This window comes from Xanthomonas cannabis (assembly GCF_040616535.1).
Classification (GTDB): domain Bacteria; phylum Pseudomonadota; class Gammaproteobacteria; order Xanthomonadales; family Xanthomonadaceae; genus Xanthomonas; species Xanthomonas cannabis.
Genome location: NZ_CP136580.1, coordinates 148,019 through 164,321, shown reverse-complemented (window position 1 = coordinate 164,321; position 16,303 = coordinate 148,019). Strand labels below are relative to the sequence as shown.

Below are 16,303 nucleotides of genomic sequence, written 5' to 3'. Positions count from 1 at the left end.
TAGTCAGTGCCGCGATGCTCCATGCCTTGCTCAACATTGTTTCTTCCCCCTGAAGAAATGTGTGGCTTTGCGGCTGCATTACATGCCGCGCGCTCTGATCCTCGCCGAGTTTTTGGGTTGCGTCAATGCGCTTGGGCGATTGATCGTTGGCTTTATCGGCTTTGCCCTCATCCGCCCTGCGGGCACCTTCTCCCGCGTGCGGGAGAAGGGATTGGTGTGTTGGGTTATTGGCTGTTTTTTGTGGTTGCCGGCTTGGCAGGGGTGGGTAGAGCAAGATTATTGTTGAGGTCGGTAATCTCTGGGACGTTGCCTTCGGTCACCACACGCAGGTGCGCGGTTTTTAGATTTGCCGCGTTGGTTAGTGGCACGCGTACCTGCGTTGTGATTGGCTGCAGATTGCGTGGCGCTGCAAGTGCCGAAAACTGCGCCCGCGCCAGCTCCTTCCCACGCGCATCCTCCAACACCACAAACCCGGCCGGTGCATCGGCATGGCCGATGCTATGCACGGTCACTTCGATGGCGTCTGCAGTCACGCGCACATCGCCGTGGCCAATGCCCAAGTCCGGGCGCAGTTCGACCGGGGTGGTGGCGGCGATGCGTTCGAGCTGCAGGACGGTGGTGCGGCCGGCGGGGAAGTCGATGTCGATGGCCGCGCTTTTTTCGAAAGCGACCTCTTGCGTCTTGGCGTTGCTGTCGAGCTTGCCGTCATTGCCTTTACTCACGCCCTGGATGATGCGCCATTGGCCTGGGGCGACGTTCCAGCCGGTCATGCTGGCGCGCTGAGTCTTGCTGGAAGTGTTGTAGGCAATGACGGTGAAGCGGTCTTGCTGCGGTGCAGGGATGGCGATGGCGACCTGGGTTGCGGCCTCTGGATCGGCGAAGCGCCAGCTCACGGTGTGCCCGGGGTAGGTCTGGTTGCGCTTGAGCGCCACGCCGCCCAGGCGGGCGCGTTGCAGGTTGACCGTGGGGGATTCCACGCGGTCGCTCCACCAGTGGCCTTCGGTGTTCATGTAGAAGTTCTGCAGTTTCTCGCGTGCCTCGCTGCGGTAAATGGCGGCGAGATACTCGAGATTGCCGGTTTGCTCCCAGGCCACATGGTGCGGGAAGTCCGGGGCGCTGCCGTCGTCTTTGTTTGCGGCATCGATGAGCTTGCCGCTCCAGTCGCTGCGCTTGCCCATGACGTCGAGGAAGTTTTCGTTGAGCAGCGATAAACCATTCGGGCCGCTGTTGGCGACGCGGTAGTCGATTGGCTTGAGATAACGCGCATCGCCGGTGAAGCGGTAGGCGGCCCAGAAGGTGTGCAAGGTGTCGGCGCCGCCGCTGCCTTCGAACAGTTCGCCGCCGCGGGTTTTGCCGGTTTGCCAGTTGATCTCGTTGGGCAGCGCCCAGTTGCCCTTGGCGTTGGTGTAGGCGTGGGCGAGATAGCCGTCTGCCAGGCCGGTGACGATGCGGCGGCTGTTGGGGTCGGCGTTATAGCCGCCTAGCAGGATGGCCGGGTGCACGATGGGGAAGGAGTACGGTTTTTGCCATTGCCAGTTGGGCTCGCGGTAGACCTTGCGGCCGCCGAACCAGTTGCTGGCAAACAGCAGGTGGCCTTGTGGGTTGACCTGGATGACATTATCGAAGGCTTTGACGGTCTCCATCAGGCGCTCGACGGTGCGCGGGTCGCCCCAGTTGAGGTACAGCAGGGCGCTGTTGAGGTTGATGCCCTCCTCATACGCATGCAGCTCGTCGGTTTCGATGGTGGACAGGCCGTTGGTGAACATGCCGTTGCGGTAGTTGGCATCGGACAGCGCCAGCATGGAGGCGTTGAGCATGTCTGGGTCCACGCCCATCAACGCGACGCCGGGCCATTGCTGCACCAGGTCCGAATCATCCGAGATGCCGCCGCCGAAATCGCCGTAGGCTACCTGTCGCTGCTCGATCCACCAGCGGATATAGCGGCGGGTGGCGCTGAGGTCTTGCAGCTGCCAGAACGCCCAGGCCGGCACGCCCTTGGGCACGCTGGGCATCTCGACAGGCAACTCGCCCTGGTTGGCGTAGCTGATGTCGTTCCAGTATTCGCGGCCAAGCGCGTGGTCCGGGTCGACGCGCAGCAGGTCGGTGATGTCGGCGTCCAGGCGCTTGTAGAGCAGCTGGCGCTTGGAGGTGGTGTGTTCTTCCACCAGAAAGCCCCAGTTGTCCTTGACCTGGTTGAAGCGGTCGGCGACGTGCTCTTTGATGGCCTCGGCGCGTGGTTTGAACACCAGTTGCAGTTGGGTGCCGTCGAGCGCGTTGGCGTTAAAGCCGGGTGCGGCGGCGGCGATGCTGAGCATCAGGCTGTCGTTGCTGAGGATTCTGTCGCGCAGGTCCAGCCACAGCGTGCGCGCCTGGCCGGGGGCGACGGCCACCGAGACATCGATCATGTCGCGTGCCGGCCAGATGGGGTCTTTGATGCGGATGTTGAGCGGGATGCTGCCGTTGTGGGTGGCCGGCAGGTTGAGCGCCGGCAAGGTGATGGCGATGCCGTCCAGGCCGTCGTGCATGTTCTCCCAGCCGTAGGACCAGCTGCGCATCAGCGCCTGGTCCGGCGGCGGATCGCCAAGGCTGGACGGCACCAGGATGTGCACGATGGGCTGCGCGCTTGCCGCGGCCTTGTCGCTGGGGCGCTTGCGCGCTGGCGCCTTGGTGGGCAGCGCGATAACGGTCTGGCGCTCGCCCGGCGGGTAGCGGCCGGCAATGACGCCGCGCAGTTCGGCGAGGTTGTCGTAGTCGGGCTGGATGTCGCTGCGCACGGTGTAGCTGAGTTGCGCGCTGCCCTTGGGCACATCGCCCGGTTGCACGTTGTAGGCCCAGATTTCCTGGATGGGGGTTTCCTGCGCGGTGTTGGCAAAGCGCAGCGTGCCGCCGCGGCGCTCGGGGAACTGGTCCACGCTGCGCACCACGCCTTGTGCGCGTGCGAACAGCGGTTGCGCCTGCGCGGTGGTGGCACCGGCGGCAGCGGGCGCGGTGTAGCTGGCCTGGCCGTAGGCGGCGCCGCGCAGTTCGATGCGGTTGACCGGCTCGTCCGGCAGGGTGAGGTCCAGCGCCTTGCCGCCTTCGACATAGGTGTTCCAGTCGGGCAGCTGGAAGTAGTCGTTGCGGCCCGGGAGGCGCGAGCGGTTGTAGACGCCGGGCCAGGTGGTTTCGGCAATGCCGTCGGTGGCCTTCCACATCCATTGCTTGAGGTCGCGCGCGTCGGTGAATTCCACCTTGCGGATGCGGGTGACCGGTGCGGTGAGCGGGGGCGGTGTGTGGCCGTTGTCCCAACCGTAGCGGTGCAGGAAGGCGGTGTGCTGCGCGTCGCTGGTGGCGGGGACGGCGGTGGTGGGTTCCTGCAGACGTGCGAGCGCGCTGGCGCCTGCGCCGTCGAGCATGCGGTCGTAGATGCGGATCTCGTCGAAGTCGCTGCCGCGCAGGAAGTTGTAGCGGCTCTGCACCTGGTGCGGCGACATCACGCGGCCAGCCAGGCCGAACTGATCCAGCGCGGCGTCGTAATCGAGCGCGCCGCCGTTGGCGCAAGGCGCACCGCAGTCCACGCGTGCGGCTTCCTTGCCGTCCACATACAGGCGCACGCCCTGTGTTTCATCCCAGGCAAACGCAATGTGGGTCCAGTCGCTGGCGCTGGGAAGTTTGTCGAGCTTGAACGAGACGCGGGTGCGCGCGAGGTTGGCGTCGGTGACGAAGGCATCGAAGCCGTGGCCGTTCCAGTCGATGCGCAGCCAGGCCATGTCCCAGCTGGTGTGGTCGGCGTAGCCGACGCGGAAGATCACGAACGGTGCTTCGCCCACCGGGTAGCGCGAACGCCAGAAGAAGCCGAGCGTGCCGCGCTGGGTGTAGAGGTTGCCGGGGGCATTCCACGACAGCACGCCGTCGTCGGCCCATTCGATGGCGTTGCCGCGTTTGCCGGTGGGCACCAGGGCGATCTTGTCGCGGAAGTTGGGCACGCCGTCGCCGCGGGCGACATCCGCATCCAGGCTGCGATCGGCGGACACGCGGAACAGCAGTTCCGGTGCCCCAACAGATGCCGCGTTTGCCGGCAACGCGATCAGACACACCACACCCATCAAAAGCTTCAGCACGCTTACCTCACTTCAAAAGACGTCGCCGCGCGGGGGTGCCGTGCGGCGGGGGAGAGCGGCTAACAGAACGTAGCGAGCAGTCGTCAGGTGGGTGCGGACGGCGCGCTCAGAACCGGAGTGTACGAGTGGTACATGCCGATTCCGAGCACCGGCCGCACACGCTTGGCGGCTGCGCAGGTGTTCTGTTGGCCGCTCTCACTGTTACAGACCGTTGGCAATACGCCACTTGGGGATGTCTTCCTTCAGCAGCTTGTCCGGCCAGGTGCCGTGCCAGGCGTAGCCGACGCGGCGTTCGTTGGGCACTTTCATGTAGTCGGTCAATGCAACGCCATCGCGGTTGGCATACAGCGGGCGTTGATTCTGCAGGTCGTAGAAGCGCGCCCACAAGGAGGCGCCCGGTTGCGCGACGAGGATCACGTCCTTGCCGGTTTCCTGGGTGGGGTCGTCGATCTTCTTGGTGGCCAGGTCGCGCATGCGGTGGGTGTCGAACCAGCGCGCAGCGGCCTCGACCGAGGTCTTGATCTGCGCGGACGGGTTGGGCTGGCGCATCAGGAAACGCACGATGCTCACCGACTCGCTGGAGGCCAGCGAGGCCAGCTCATACGCGCGCGCCTTGGCCGGCTTGAGAGTGACTTCATCGTATTGCGCGCCCCAGATGGTGAGCGTACCGCCGATCTTGACCTGGGTGGCGAGCACGCATTCCAGGCCCTTGGCCACGGCCTGGGTGGATTTGGCGCCATGGCTGCCACGCAGCTGCGCGCCGGTGTCGCCCTTGCCCTCGCCGATGTCCTGCAACAGGTTGAGCACGCGCACCATGGCGTCGTCGTTGTAGGTGATCTGGTGGTGGTAGGACGACAGGTCCGGGTAGAACTGCGGCCAGCCGCCATTGGCGTATTGCGCCTTGAGCAGGTAGTCCACGCCGCGGCGGGCGGCGGCGATGTACTTGGCGTTCTTTTCGTTCTTGAAGGCGGTGGACAGGTACGTGATTTCGTAGGTGGTGGCCTTGTTGTCGATGGTGGCATCGTCCTTGCGGCCGGGCTGCTGCAGTTCGGCAATTTCTGCGGCGGTGAAGGTACGCGTGTAATCCACCGCCACACCCTTGTACTGCTTGGACCAGCCACCGGAGGCGGTCTGCAGCAGCAGCATGTTGTCGGCGATGGTGTCGGCCATGGCCGAGAGCGGGGCCAGCAGCAGCGCGCCGGTCAACGCGAAGGTTGAGAACTTGATCATCAGAACGGCCTCCAGGTGCCGAGGATGGCGGTGCGGTCTTGCGCGGCGGCCTGGGCAGCGGTGAGCTGGCGCGACCATTTCACGCGGCGCGAGGGGTTGGCGCCGGCGCCGCTGCTCTGGTATTCGCTGTAGCGGGCGGTGGCCTCGTTGGCGGCGTTGCCCCAGTTGTTCCAGCCTTCGGGCAGGATGTGCGCGCCGAGCTGGCTGCTGATGAAGCTGACGCTGGCATACGGGCGCCACGGGCGGCCCAGGTGCACGCGGCTGACGCCGCTGGCGGCGGTGACGCGGGCATTGCGGAACACGAAGCCGCGCGCGGCCTCCTGCGGGGTGGAGGCGGCGGTGAGATAGCCATCGCCCAGCGAATGCAGCTGCACATTCTCGAACAGGGCGGTGCCGGCGCCAAAGACAAAATCCACGGTGCCTTCGACATAGCAGTCGAGGAAATACGACAGCTTGGCGCCACGCAGATAGAGCGTGTCTTGGTAGCCGAGAAAGCGCACGTTGCGGAACGCGGCGCGGTCGCCATCCACGCGCACCGCCACCGCCTGGCCAACCGGGCCGGCGTGATTGCCGAAGCTCAGTTTTTCTGCAGTGAAGTCGTTGCCGGCGATGATGACGCTGGACGATCCGGAGGTGCCGTATTCGGCACCGGTGGCCGGATTGATGCGCGAAGCGTAGTTGTCGTAGGTGATGACGGTCTGGGTGGCGCCGGCGCCGGTGAGCTTGAGCGCCGGTGCGTTGGACGGCACCACGATCAGTTCCTGGTAGGTACCGGCGCCGATGTTGATCTGCGCGCGCTTGCCGCCCTGCACGGCGGCGTCGATGGCGGCCTGCACGGTGCGGTAGCCGGCGCTGCCCTGCTTGGCCACGGTGTAGACCGGGTCGGCGGCAAAGGCGACGCTGCTGCCCAGCGACATCCCGGCCAGCACGGCGGTGGCGACGAAGGTGCGTAACACGTTCCTGCGATGCGGTTGCATGCGTTGCTCCTGTCAGAACTTGTAGCGCGCGCCGATGTAGTACTGACGCCCGGTCACGGTGTACTTGTCGGGCAGTTCCAGCGTGGAATCGACGTAGCGGCGGTCGGGGGTGTCGAGCAGGTTGATCGCCTCGAAGGTCAGCGAGATGTGGTCGTTGAGCTTGTAGGACATGTTGAAGTCGACGTTTTCAACGCTGTATTTGCCGGTGACATCGGCGGTGGCCAGGCGACGTCCGTCCAGGTCGTAGACGTCTTCCTGAGCCAGGATGTTGTTGATGTAGCCATCGCGGTAGCTGGTGGACACGCGCGCACTGAAGCGGCCGTCGTCGTAATAGACGGTGGCGTTGTAGGACTGCGGCGAGAGGTTGAGCAGGTCGCGCTCGGTGGCGGTGGTGGTGATGCTGGTGTTGCTGTTGCTGTTGCCGGCGGTACTGAACAGGTAATTGATCTTGGAATCGACCTGGGTGTAGTTGAGCTGGATGCCGAAGTTGCGCCAGAAGCCGGGCAGGAAGTCGAAGGCCTGCTGGTAGGTCAGCTCGAAGCCCTTGAGCGGGCCGCCGGGGGTGTTGAAGTAGCTCTGCACATTGAAGATGGTGTCCGGCGTAAAGCCTGCAGGCAGCAGATCCAGCGAATAGCCCATCGCTTCCCAGGTGCTGAGCACGCGGGTGCGCTGCACGTAGCTGTCGATGTCCTTGTAGAACACCGCCGCCGACAACAGCGAGCCTTCGCGGAAATACCATTCGGCGCTGAGGTCGTAGTTGGTGGAGCGGAACGGGTCGAGCTTGGGGTTGCCCAGGTTGATCGAGAAGAAGCGCCCGTCGTCGAAGAACTGGGTGGGGCCGCCGCTGACGCTGGGCGACAGGTACGCCAGCGTGGGGCGCGCCATGGTCTTGGCCGCGCCGAAGCGCAGCACCACTTCGTCGCTGACATCCCACGACAGGTTCAACGACGGCAGCACATCGCGGTAGTTATGGTTGACGGTGGTGGGCACCAGCAGGCGCTCGCCGGCTGCGGCAGTGGCGCTGGCCACGCCGAAGAACGATTCGCAGTTGGGCGAGATGGCGCCGGCAGCAGTCGCCGTGCACGGCGCATAGCCACTGGCGGCAATCTGCGTCTGCACATAGCGCACGCCTAGGTTGCCGCGCAGCGCGCGGCCCCACAGGTCGGTGTTGAAGTCCAGCTGCAGGTAGGTGCCCAGGCTCTTTTCGTTGACCGCGAAATTGTTGTTGGACGAGCCGAAGTGGCCGACATCGGCCAGGCGGTAGTCGCCACCGGGCACGCCGGTATCGCAGTTGCAATTGATGTTGAGCAGGTCGGCGACCTTCTGGAAATCCGGGATCACCCAGGTGGTGGGGAAGCTGCCGTTCAAGCTGCGGCCGAAGCCGTCCAGATTGGTACTCAGGTCACCCACGCCCACGCCGGCCGGCAACGCTTGCGCCAGTCGCCCGTAAGAGATGTTGCGCGACTCCGACGTGTCCATGTCGTAGTTCTTGTAGGCCAGGCCGGTGCGAAAGGTGAAGGTGGGGCTGATGTTGAATTCCAGATCCACCTTGGCGGTGTCGAAGGTGTTGCCCACCGTCTGCGGGTTGAGCCGCACTTCGCTGATGTTGGTGCCGCGCGCGGTGCCGTTGCTGTTGACCGGTACCGCGCCATAGCCCAGCCACTGCCAGTTGTTGGGGTTACCCGCGTCGAACGGGAAGCTCATGCTGGGGTAGTCGCCCCCATTGCGGCGGTCGAGCACGAAGCCGTCCAGATTGGTGTTGTCGAAACTCACCATCGAAAACTCGGGGCGTTCGTAGTCCGAGGTCGAGTGGCCGACCAATGCGTTGACGCGCACCTGGTCGTTGAAGCGGTGCTGCAGGTCCAGGCTGAATTGCTTGAACTCGGTGGATTCTTCGATGTTGCTGGACTCGGTGCGGAAATCGACGTTGTCGAACACGCCGTAGGTGAGGCGGTTCTGGTCGTCCACCTGCGCCTCGCGCACGGCGATCTGGGTCTTGCCGCCGAAGTTGGCGGTGCGGTGCAGGTTGGCGCCGACCGAATCTTCGCGCTGGTCCTTGTCCAGCTTGGAATACAGCATGTCGAAGTTCAGCAGCGTGTCGTCGCTGACCTTGAATTGCAGTGCGCCGGTGACGCCCAGCCGCTTGATTTCATGATCGGTGCGGATGTAGCGCGGGTAGCGCGGAATCCAGGCGTTGGTGGCGGTTTCGTAGGCCTGGATGTTCTCCGGCGTGTTGGCCGGGCGCGGGATGCCGGTGCCGCAATTGGTGGCGCTGATGCCGTAGCTGCCCCAGCCGTTGTTGCGGTCCTGGTTGGCCTGCGAACCGACGCCAGCGCGCGTTTCATTGGCCAGCGGGTTGCGCGGGGTCTGCGGGTTGTAGCCCACCGGCGAACAGAAGCCGTAAGTGCCGTTGTTGGTGGCGGTGCTCTGGTTGGAGTTGCGGTAGTTGCCGTGCTCCCAGCGCACCGGGTTGTAGCCTTCTTCGCGCAGGTGGCGCTCGCTATACGACACCGACATCAACGCGCCGACGCGGCCATCGGCCCAGATATTGCTGATCAAACCGGAGAAACGCGGATCTTTTTCCCGCGAGAGATCGTTGTAGCCGTACTGCGTTGATGCGGCCGCTTCGAAGCCGTCGAAATCGAACGGGCGCGAGCCGCGCAGGTCGACCGTGGCGCCCAATGAGCCTTCGTCCATCTGCGCCGACTGGGTCTTGCTGATGGTGACGCGGCTGAAGAGTTCGGAGGCAAAGGTATTGAAGTCGAAGCCGCGGCTGCGGTTGACGCCATCGCTGCCGCTGCCGGCGGTGGCTAAGGCTTCCAGGCCGTTGATGCGCACGCGGGTGAAGTCCGAACCCAGGCCACGCACGGAGATCTGCTTGCCCTCGCCGCCTTCGCGGTCGATGGAGACACCGGCGATGCGCTGCATCGATTCGGCCAGGTTCAGATCCGGAAACTTGCCGATGTCTTCGGCGTAGATGGCATCCACCTGCTCCACGCTGTAGCGCTTGGCATCCAGCGATTGCTGCAGGCTTTCGCGGTAGGTGGCCTTGACCTGCACGCGGTCCAGATCCACCGCATCGGTGGTCGGCGCGGGGGCGGTCTGCGCCACGGCTGCGGCTGCGTGCAGTGCCAGGACAATGGCCACCGACAGACGCGCGGTGGGCAGGCGGGCGGCCGCCAATGCGGCGGAACGACGCGAACGGACTTGCATGATGCACTCACTCCGGTGGCACTGCTGCAAAGACGCATGCAGCCTCCCCACAGGCCCGCGGCGTCGAATCGAGGTGCGCCGCCGGCGACACGGCAGGCCTCATGCGATAGCGTGCGCGTGGTGCGGCAGCGGCTAGAAAGAGCACGCCCACCGCGTTGCAGACGCCCACCTCGGGTGGGCGCAGACGCAAGCGCGATCAGGCGTTGAAAGAGGCCCGCTGCGCATGTGCGCAGCGGGCGGGCGACACTCAGAACTTGTAGCGCAGGCCCAGCAGGTACTGCCGGCCGGTTTCGGCGTATTGCAGCGGCAACTGGCCGGTGCGCGGCGACGACACCCACTCGTCGGAGGCTTCGTTGGTGAGGTTGATGCCTTCCAGGCTCAGCTCCAGCTGCTTGCTGATCTTGTAGCGCAGCGAGGCGTCGAGCATGGTGGTGCCGGTCATGCCGTGCACGCCGTCGACGTTGAAGCCGGCTTCCGCACCCGGTGCCTGGGTGAGGTAGTCGTCGCGGTTGGTGGCCGAGACGCGGCCGGCGAACATGTCGCCTTCGTAGAACAGCGTGGCGTTCCACGACGAGCGCGACAGGCCGAGCAGGTCGTTCTTCATCACCGGCGCGCCGCTGCTGGCCAGGTACTGGATCTGCGAATCGACCCAGGTGTAGTTGAGCTGCACGCCCAGGTTGGCCCACTTGCCCGGCAGGAAGGTGAAGGGCTGGGTGTAGTTGGCTTCCACGCCCTTCAGTTCGCCGCCCGGGGTGTTGAGCGGGATGCTGAAGGCGAAGTCGTCGTTGACGGTGGCGCCGGTGCCTTCCAGCAATTCGGCCGGCAGGCCGCTGCTGGAATACGGACGCACTTCGCGCGCGGTCTGGATGAAGCTCTCGATGTCCTTGTAGAACACGCCGACGCCGAGCATGGCGCCTTCGTTGAAGTACCACTCCAGGCCGAGGTCGACGTTGGTGGCTTCGATCGGGTCCAGGTCCGGGTTGCCGCCGGCCACGGTGCGCGCACCGCCGGCCACTGCCACGGTTACGCCGGGGGTAAGGCTGCCCAGGCCGGGACGCGACATCACCTTGGCGGCGCCAAGACGCAGCAACAGGTCCGGAGCCAGCTCGGCCACCAGGTTGAACGAGGGCAGCGTGTTGCTGTACTTGCGGCCCACCGTGGTCAGCGCCGGTGCGTTGTTGATCAGCGCAAAGCCGGTGGATTCCTGCTCGGTCTCCACGTAGCGCACGCCGAAGTTACCCGACAGCGGAATGGAGCCCAGGTCGGTGGAGAACTCGCCCATCAACCACACGCCGCGGTCTTTTTCTTCCACGCTGCGGCTGTTGTTGACGCGCGGGGCCACGGCGAAGGTGCCGCTGTTGCTGTAGATGCCGAACTGGTTGGCCACCGCATCCAGGTTGGGCACCACCCACGCCGCCGGGCTGCCGTTGATGCCCTTGAGCCCGGCCTGTTCGTTGAGGTCGGCCGGCACGATGCGCGTGCCATTGGCGAAGGTGGGCACGGCCAGTTCGTTGGCGCGGCGCAGTTCGACGGTGCTGAAGCTGTAGTTCTTGGCCAGCACGCCGCCCTTGAGGCGGAAGCCGGGGCTGATGTTCCAGTTGAAGTCGATCTGGCCGGTGTCGAAGTCGTTGTCCACCGACTGCGGACGCAGGCGGATTTCGGCCAGCTCCCAACCATTGGGGTTGGTCGGGTCGATGCCGTAGTTCAGCACCGGCGCGCGGCTGTTGCCACGGTAGTCGTAGCTGTACCCGTCGACGTCGTACTTGTCCATGATGATGGTGGTCTGCACCGGGTTCTCGTGCGCAGAGCGCGAGGTACCAACGCGGGCATTGACGCTGAAGGCATCGTTGAAGCGGTGCTCCACATCGAAGCTGATCTGCTTGAACTCGGTGTTCCACTCGTCGTGGCGGTTTTCCGAGCGGATGTCGACGTTGTCGAATTCGCCATAGACCAGCGCGTTGTTGCGGATCTCGCCGTTGCGCACGACGGTGGCCGGCTTGCCGACGAGCACGGGGCGCGCATTGCCGCCGCGGCTGAAGGAGATCGCCTCGATGTAGTGCTCGTCGCGCTTGGCGTCGATCTTGGAATACAGCGCATCCAGCGACAGCGTGGTGCGATCGGACGGCTTCCACTGCAGCGAGCCGGTGACGCCCAGACGCTGCTGGTCGTGGATCTGCTGGGTGTAGCGCGGGAAGCGCGGGTGGTAGACATCGGCCGAGCGCGCGGCGGCGAACGGCGAGGTGGCGCTGAACCCGCCATTGCTGGGGCCATTGGCCCAGCGGCCGGTGTTGGCGCCTTCTTCCAGCACCTCGCGCTCGGTGTAGGCCACCGACAGCAAGGCGCCGAAGGTGTTGTCGGCCCAGGTGTTGGCGATCAACCCGGCCACGCGCGGGTTGGCCTTCTCGGCCATGGCGTTATAGGCCGCCTGGCTGCTGGCGGCGAAGGTGAAGCCGTTGTAGTCGAACGGACGCGCGGTGCGCAGGTCGACGGTGGCGCCCAGCGAGCCTTCTTCCACGTCGGCCGAGGCGGTCTTGCGCGCGATCAGCTGCGAGAACAGGTCCGAGGCGAACACGTTGAAGTCGAAGCCGCGGCCGCGGTTGGTGCCGCCGCTCTGGTCGCCGGCGCCCACGGTGGTGAGCGCTTCCATGCCGTTGATGCGCACGCGGGTGAACTCCGGGCCCAGGCCACGCACCGAAATGGCGCGGCCTTCGCCGGCCTCACGGGTGATCACCACGCCGGGGATGCGCTGCAGCGATTCGGCCAGGTTGAGGTCGGGAAACTTGCCGATGTCCTCGGCGACGATGGCATCGACCACGCCGGCTTCGCCACGCTTGATGTCCAGGGCCTTTTCCACGCTGGCGCGGTAGCCGGTCACCGTGACGGTGTCCAGGTCCACGGCGGGCTCGGCAGGTGGGGCGGCGGCGTCTTGTGCGGCGGCGTGGCCGCTCAGCGCCAGGCCGATCGACAGTGCCAGCAAGGTAACCGGTGTCTTCCGGCTGGTGGTCCGAAATTGCATGTCCTCCCCTCCCAAGGGTCCATGAACAATGTGAAATGCGGGGGTGTGAGCGGCAATGACACCGCTGGTCAAAACGACGTTACCAGCTGAATCGTCGTTCAACATCTTGCAGCGCAGCAGAAATGCGTCCGGATTTCGCCTAAATGGGGCGCAAGCCGTCACGCCGTGTCGCATAGTGGGTCTCACCCGCCGTGTTCCGGGAGGGCTAGAATGACACCGATGGTCATCGTAACGCGCTGCGGGTCCCCCACCCCGTGACGCACCACACAGCCGAGGTATTGCCGCATGAGTCGAACCCGCATCCTGTGTTTTGGAGAGTTGTTGCTGCGCCTGGGGGCGCCTGGCCACGCGCTGCTGTTGCAGCAGCCTCGGCTGGACGTGCACTGCGGTGGTGCGGAGGCCAATGTCGGCGTCTCGCTGGCGCATTTCGGCCATGAGGTGGCCATGGTCAGCACGGTGGCGGACAACCCGCTGGGCGCGGCGGTGCTGGGCGAGCTGCGCCGCCACGACGTGGACACGCGCCACGTGCGGCGGGTGGACGGCCGCATGGGCCTGTACTTCTTGACCACCGGTGCGATCCACCGCCCCAGCGAGGTGGTCTACGACCGCGCCGACTCGGCGTTTGCGCTGGCACCGGCCGATGCCTACGACTGGCCTGCGCTGCTGGAGGGCGTGCAGTGGCTGCATCTGTCCGGGGTGAGCCCGGCGCTGGGCGCGGACGTGGCACAGGCCACGCTGGCGGCGGCACGCGCCGCACGTGCGGCCGGCGTCAAGGTGTCGTTCGACGGCAACTACCGGCCCAAGTTGTGGCAGCGCTGGCAGGGCGATGCGCGCGGCATCCTGCACCAGCTCTTCGAATGTGCGGATGTGGTGTTTGCCGATTACCGCGACATCGGTGTGGTGCTGGGCGGCGAGTTCCCGCAGGACACCCTGGAGGCGCGCGTGGAGGCAGCCGCGCAGCAGGCGTTTGCGGCCTTCCCGCAGCTGCAGTTGATGGCCTGCACCCAGCGCGTGGCGCACAACGTGGACCACCACAGCCTGGGCGCGATGCTGGTGCCGCGCGAAGGCGCGGTGGCGCGCGCGCCCAGCGAGGAACTGACCCCCATCATCGACCGCATCGGCGGTGGCGACGCGTTTGCGGCCGGCGTGCTGCACGGTTTGATCGAGGGCTGGCCGCTGGAGGACACGGTGCGCTTCGGCCTGGCCGCTGGCTGTTTGAAGCATTCGATCCCCGGCGATTTCAATCCGTTGTCGGTGGCCGAGGTGCAGGCGTGCGTGGGGGATGCGCGGTTTGATGTGCGGCGGTGAATCGGGAGTGGAGAATCGGGAATCGGGAATCGGGAATCGGAAGAGCGTGAGGGCGCTGGCTTTCGGTTTGCTCGTCGCCTTGCAGTACCGCTCCGGCCCGGACTTTGTTGAGATGTAGGACAGACTGATCGCTCCGCAGGGTGATCCGGCTGGAAACGGCTCATCAAGCTGCAGCTTGGCGGTCAGGCCACGCTGGGGTGTACGCCGCTGCCCCTTCAAATCGCCGCAAAGCGCTTAACGGCGTTCGGGGCGTTTGTTGATGACCCATGCCGTTGCGGCACTCACCAGCACCACACAGAGCGATGCCGGCACGCTGAAACACGCGGCGATCAACAGCGCGTTCTGCCACGGCGGTGCCGAGCCGTCCTGCATCACCACGGCGCACACCACGGCCGTGGTGATTGCGAGATTGGCGAGTGCCTTTAAAGCACCATGCAGCCGCACAAAGCGCAACAGCGCTGCGCAGACAATGCTGACGAGAAAGGCCAGGACGAGATGGGCGATGAGTTTGTCCATTGGGTGCAGGGATTGGGGAGTGATCGTTAGGATTGGAGCGGCGGCGTTGTGGTGCGCGCCCACACTGCCGGCGTGCCGCGCTTGAGATTGCGCAGAGCACCTGGACCGATCCTTCTCCCCTCGGGACATTGTCCCCCTTTATGGGGGAGAAGCTGCCCGAAGGGCGGATGAGGGTACGGCCGCTCGACGTTGCGCCATCTGCCGCGTTGACCCAATGACGGCGTTACAGGTTCGTCGACCAACTCACCGGACGCCGCGACGCAAACACTGCAGCAGCGCCTCATATCAGCGCGCGTCGATACCACATCGCGCCGCGGAGCCAACCACCACTGCCGGCCCCAATAAAAAAACAGCCGACATCACTGCCGGCCGTTCTTTATCGCGCTATGCGCCCGGAAAGCCAAAGAATCAGGGAACCACGCTCTTGCGATTCCCCATTCCCGATTCCCGATTCCTCACCCCAACTCGATGCAATCGAACGTCACATCCGTCGCCACATCGGCGTCGTAGTCCACATCGTCGCGTTCGAAGCCGAACAGCTTGAGGAATTCGTGCTTGTAACCGGCGTAGTCGGTGAGCTGGAACAGGTTCTCGGTGGTGACCTGCGGCCACAGCGCCTTGCAGGCGTCCTGCACGTCGTCGCGCAGTTCCCAGTCGTCCAGGCGCAGGCGGTTCTCGTCGTCCACCTCGGCCGGCTGGCCGTCTTCGCGGTACAGGCGCTCGCGGAACAGGCGGTCGAGCTGTTCGATGGTGCCTTCGTGCAGGCCCTTTTCCTTCATGATCTTGTAGACCATGGAGATGTACAGCGGCATCACCGGGATGGCCGCGCTGGCCTGGGTGACCACCGACTTGAGCACCGCCACATTGGCGCCGCCGCCACGCTGGGCCAGGCGCGCGTTCAAGCGCTGCGCGGTGTGGTCCAGATCCACCTTGGCCTTGCCCAGTGCGCCATGCCAGTAGATCGGCCAGGTGATCTCGGTGCCGATGTAGCTGAAGGCCACGCTGCGTGCGCCGTCGGCGAGCACGCCGGCGCCGTCCAGCGCGTCGATCCACAGTTCCCAATCCTGCCCGCCCATCACGGTGATGGTGTCCTCGATCTCCTGCGCGCTGGCCGGCTCGATCGAGGCCTGGATGATGCTGTCCTTGTTGGTGTCGATGGCGGTGGCGGTGTAGGTGTTGCCGATCGGCTTGAGCGCCGAGCGCTTGACTTCACCGCTGCCCGGCAGCTTGCGCACCGGCGAGGCCAGCGAATACACCACCAGGTCGACCTGCCCGCCCATTTCGGTCTTGATCAGCTCGATCACCTTCTCGCGCGCCGCATCCGAGAACGCATCGCCATTGATCGACTTGCTATACAGCCCGGCGGCCTTGGCATGCTTGTCGAACGCGGCCGAGTTGTACCAGCCGGCGGTACCGGCCTTGGTGGCGGTGCCGGGCTTTTCGAAGAACACGCCCAGCGTGTCCGCGCCGAAGCCGAATGCGGCGGTGATGCGCGAGGCCAGGCCGTAACCGCTGGACGCGCCGATCACCAGCACCTTCTTTGGGCCGTCGTGACGCACGCCGCGCGCGCGCGTGGCGGCGATCTGCTCGAGCACATTGCGCTCGCAGCCAAGCGGATGCGTGGTGGTGCAGATGAAACCGCGCACTTTGGGATGGATGATCAACGTGGACTCCTGGTCAGCAAGATGCTGGCGGCATCTTAGTGCGTGTGACGCGCGCGAAACAGCCTGATGCACAACACACGCTGCTGTATGGAGACGCGCGTGGCGGCGGTGCCAGGGGCTTCTGGCCGCTTTCACCGACCGCGCCACACCGGCGGCGCGCTGCGTGCACGCAGAGTGCATAAAGCGCGACGTTGGGCAATTGCGGCCGTCACGGCTGTGGTATTTTCGGCCCTGCCGTGCCGTGCCTGGCCGCGCCTGTTGGCGATCGTCAAGGCCCCT

Annotated in this window: 8 protein-coding genes and 1 other RNA gene; 1 reads left to right on the top strand and 8 read right to left on the bottom strand. The window is 65.3% G+C overall.

Going from position 1 to position 16,303, the window contains the following annotated elements; all coding sequences use genetic code 11:
* Positions 1–224: 224 nt before the first annotated feature.
* The 6 genes from RZV17_RS00685 to RZV17_RS00660 all read right to left on the bottom strand — a co-directional run bounded on the left by RZV17_RS00685 (position 225) and on the right by RZV17_RS00660 (position 12,536).
* Positions 225–4,085: a LamG-like jellyroll fold domain-containing protein gene (locus RZV17_RS00685; protein WP_355609079.1), complete on the bottom strand. Its 3,861-nt coding sequence runs from the start codon at positions 4,083–4,085 to the stop codon at positions 225–227.
* Between the two features lie 72 nt (positions 4,086–4,157).
* A non-coding RNA gene (locus tag RZV17_RS00680) (sX9 sRNA) lies at positions 4,158–4,234 on the bottom strand.
* A gap of 67 nt (positions 4,235–4,301) precedes the next feature.
* Complete coding sequence (pelA, locus tag RZV17_RS00675) at positions 4,302–5,330, bottom strand: pectate lyase (RefSeq protein ID WP_355606345.1); 1,029 nt, start codon at positions 5,328–5,330, stop codon at positions 4,302–4,304.
* Positions 5,330–6,307, bottom strand: coding sequence for a pectinesterase family protein (locus tag RZV17_RS00670; protein WP_355606342.1), 978 nt, complete (start codon positions 6,305–6,307; stop codon positions 5,330–5,332). The genes pelA and RZV17_RS00670 overlap by 1 nt, the downstream gene beginning before the upstream one ends.
* Positions 6,308–6,319: 12 nt before the next feature.
* A complete protein-coding gene (locus RZV17_RS00665; RefSeq protein WP_355606339.1) occupies positions 6,320–9,520 on the bottom strand; it encodes a TonB-dependent receptor in 3,201 nt (1,066 codons plus the stop codon).
* Positions 9,521–9,767: 247 nt separating this feature from the next.
* Positions 9,768–12,536, bottom strand: a complete 2,769-nt coding sequence (locus RZV17_RS00660) for a TonB-dependent receptor (RefSeq protein ID WP_047697536.1) — start codon at positions 12,534–12,536, stop codon at positions 9,768–9,770.
* A gap of 285 nt (positions 12,537–12,821) precedes the next feature.
* On the opposite strand from RZV17_RS00660, the gene RZV17_RS00655 reads away from it, so the two are divergent.
* Positions 12,822–13,844 carry a sugar kinase gene (locus RZV17_RS00655; protein WP_179453318.1) on the top strand — a complete coding sequence of 341 codons (1,023 nt, stop codon included), beginning with the start codon at positions 12,822–12,824 and terminating at the stop codon, positions 13,842–13,844.
* Positions 13,845–14,078: 234 nt separating this feature from the next.
* On the opposite strand, the gene RZV17_RS00650 is transcribed toward RZV17_RS00655, so the two are convergent.
* The gene (locus RZV17_RS00650) at positions 14,079–14,360 is read right to left on the bottom strand and encodes a hypothetical protein (RefSeq protein WP_355606334.1); all 282 of its coding nucleotides are present in this window, start codon (positions 14,358–14,360) and stop codon (positions 14,079–14,081) included.
* Positions 14,361–14,815: 455 nt separating this feature from the next.
* Positions 14,816–16,024: an enoyl-ACP reductase FabV gene (gene fabV, locus RZV17_RS00645; RefSeq protein WP_355606331.1), complete on the bottom strand. Its 1,209-nt coding sequence runs from the start codon at positions 16,022–16,024 to the stop codon at positions 14,816–14,818.
* Positions 16,025–16,303 lie beyond the last annotated feature (279 nt).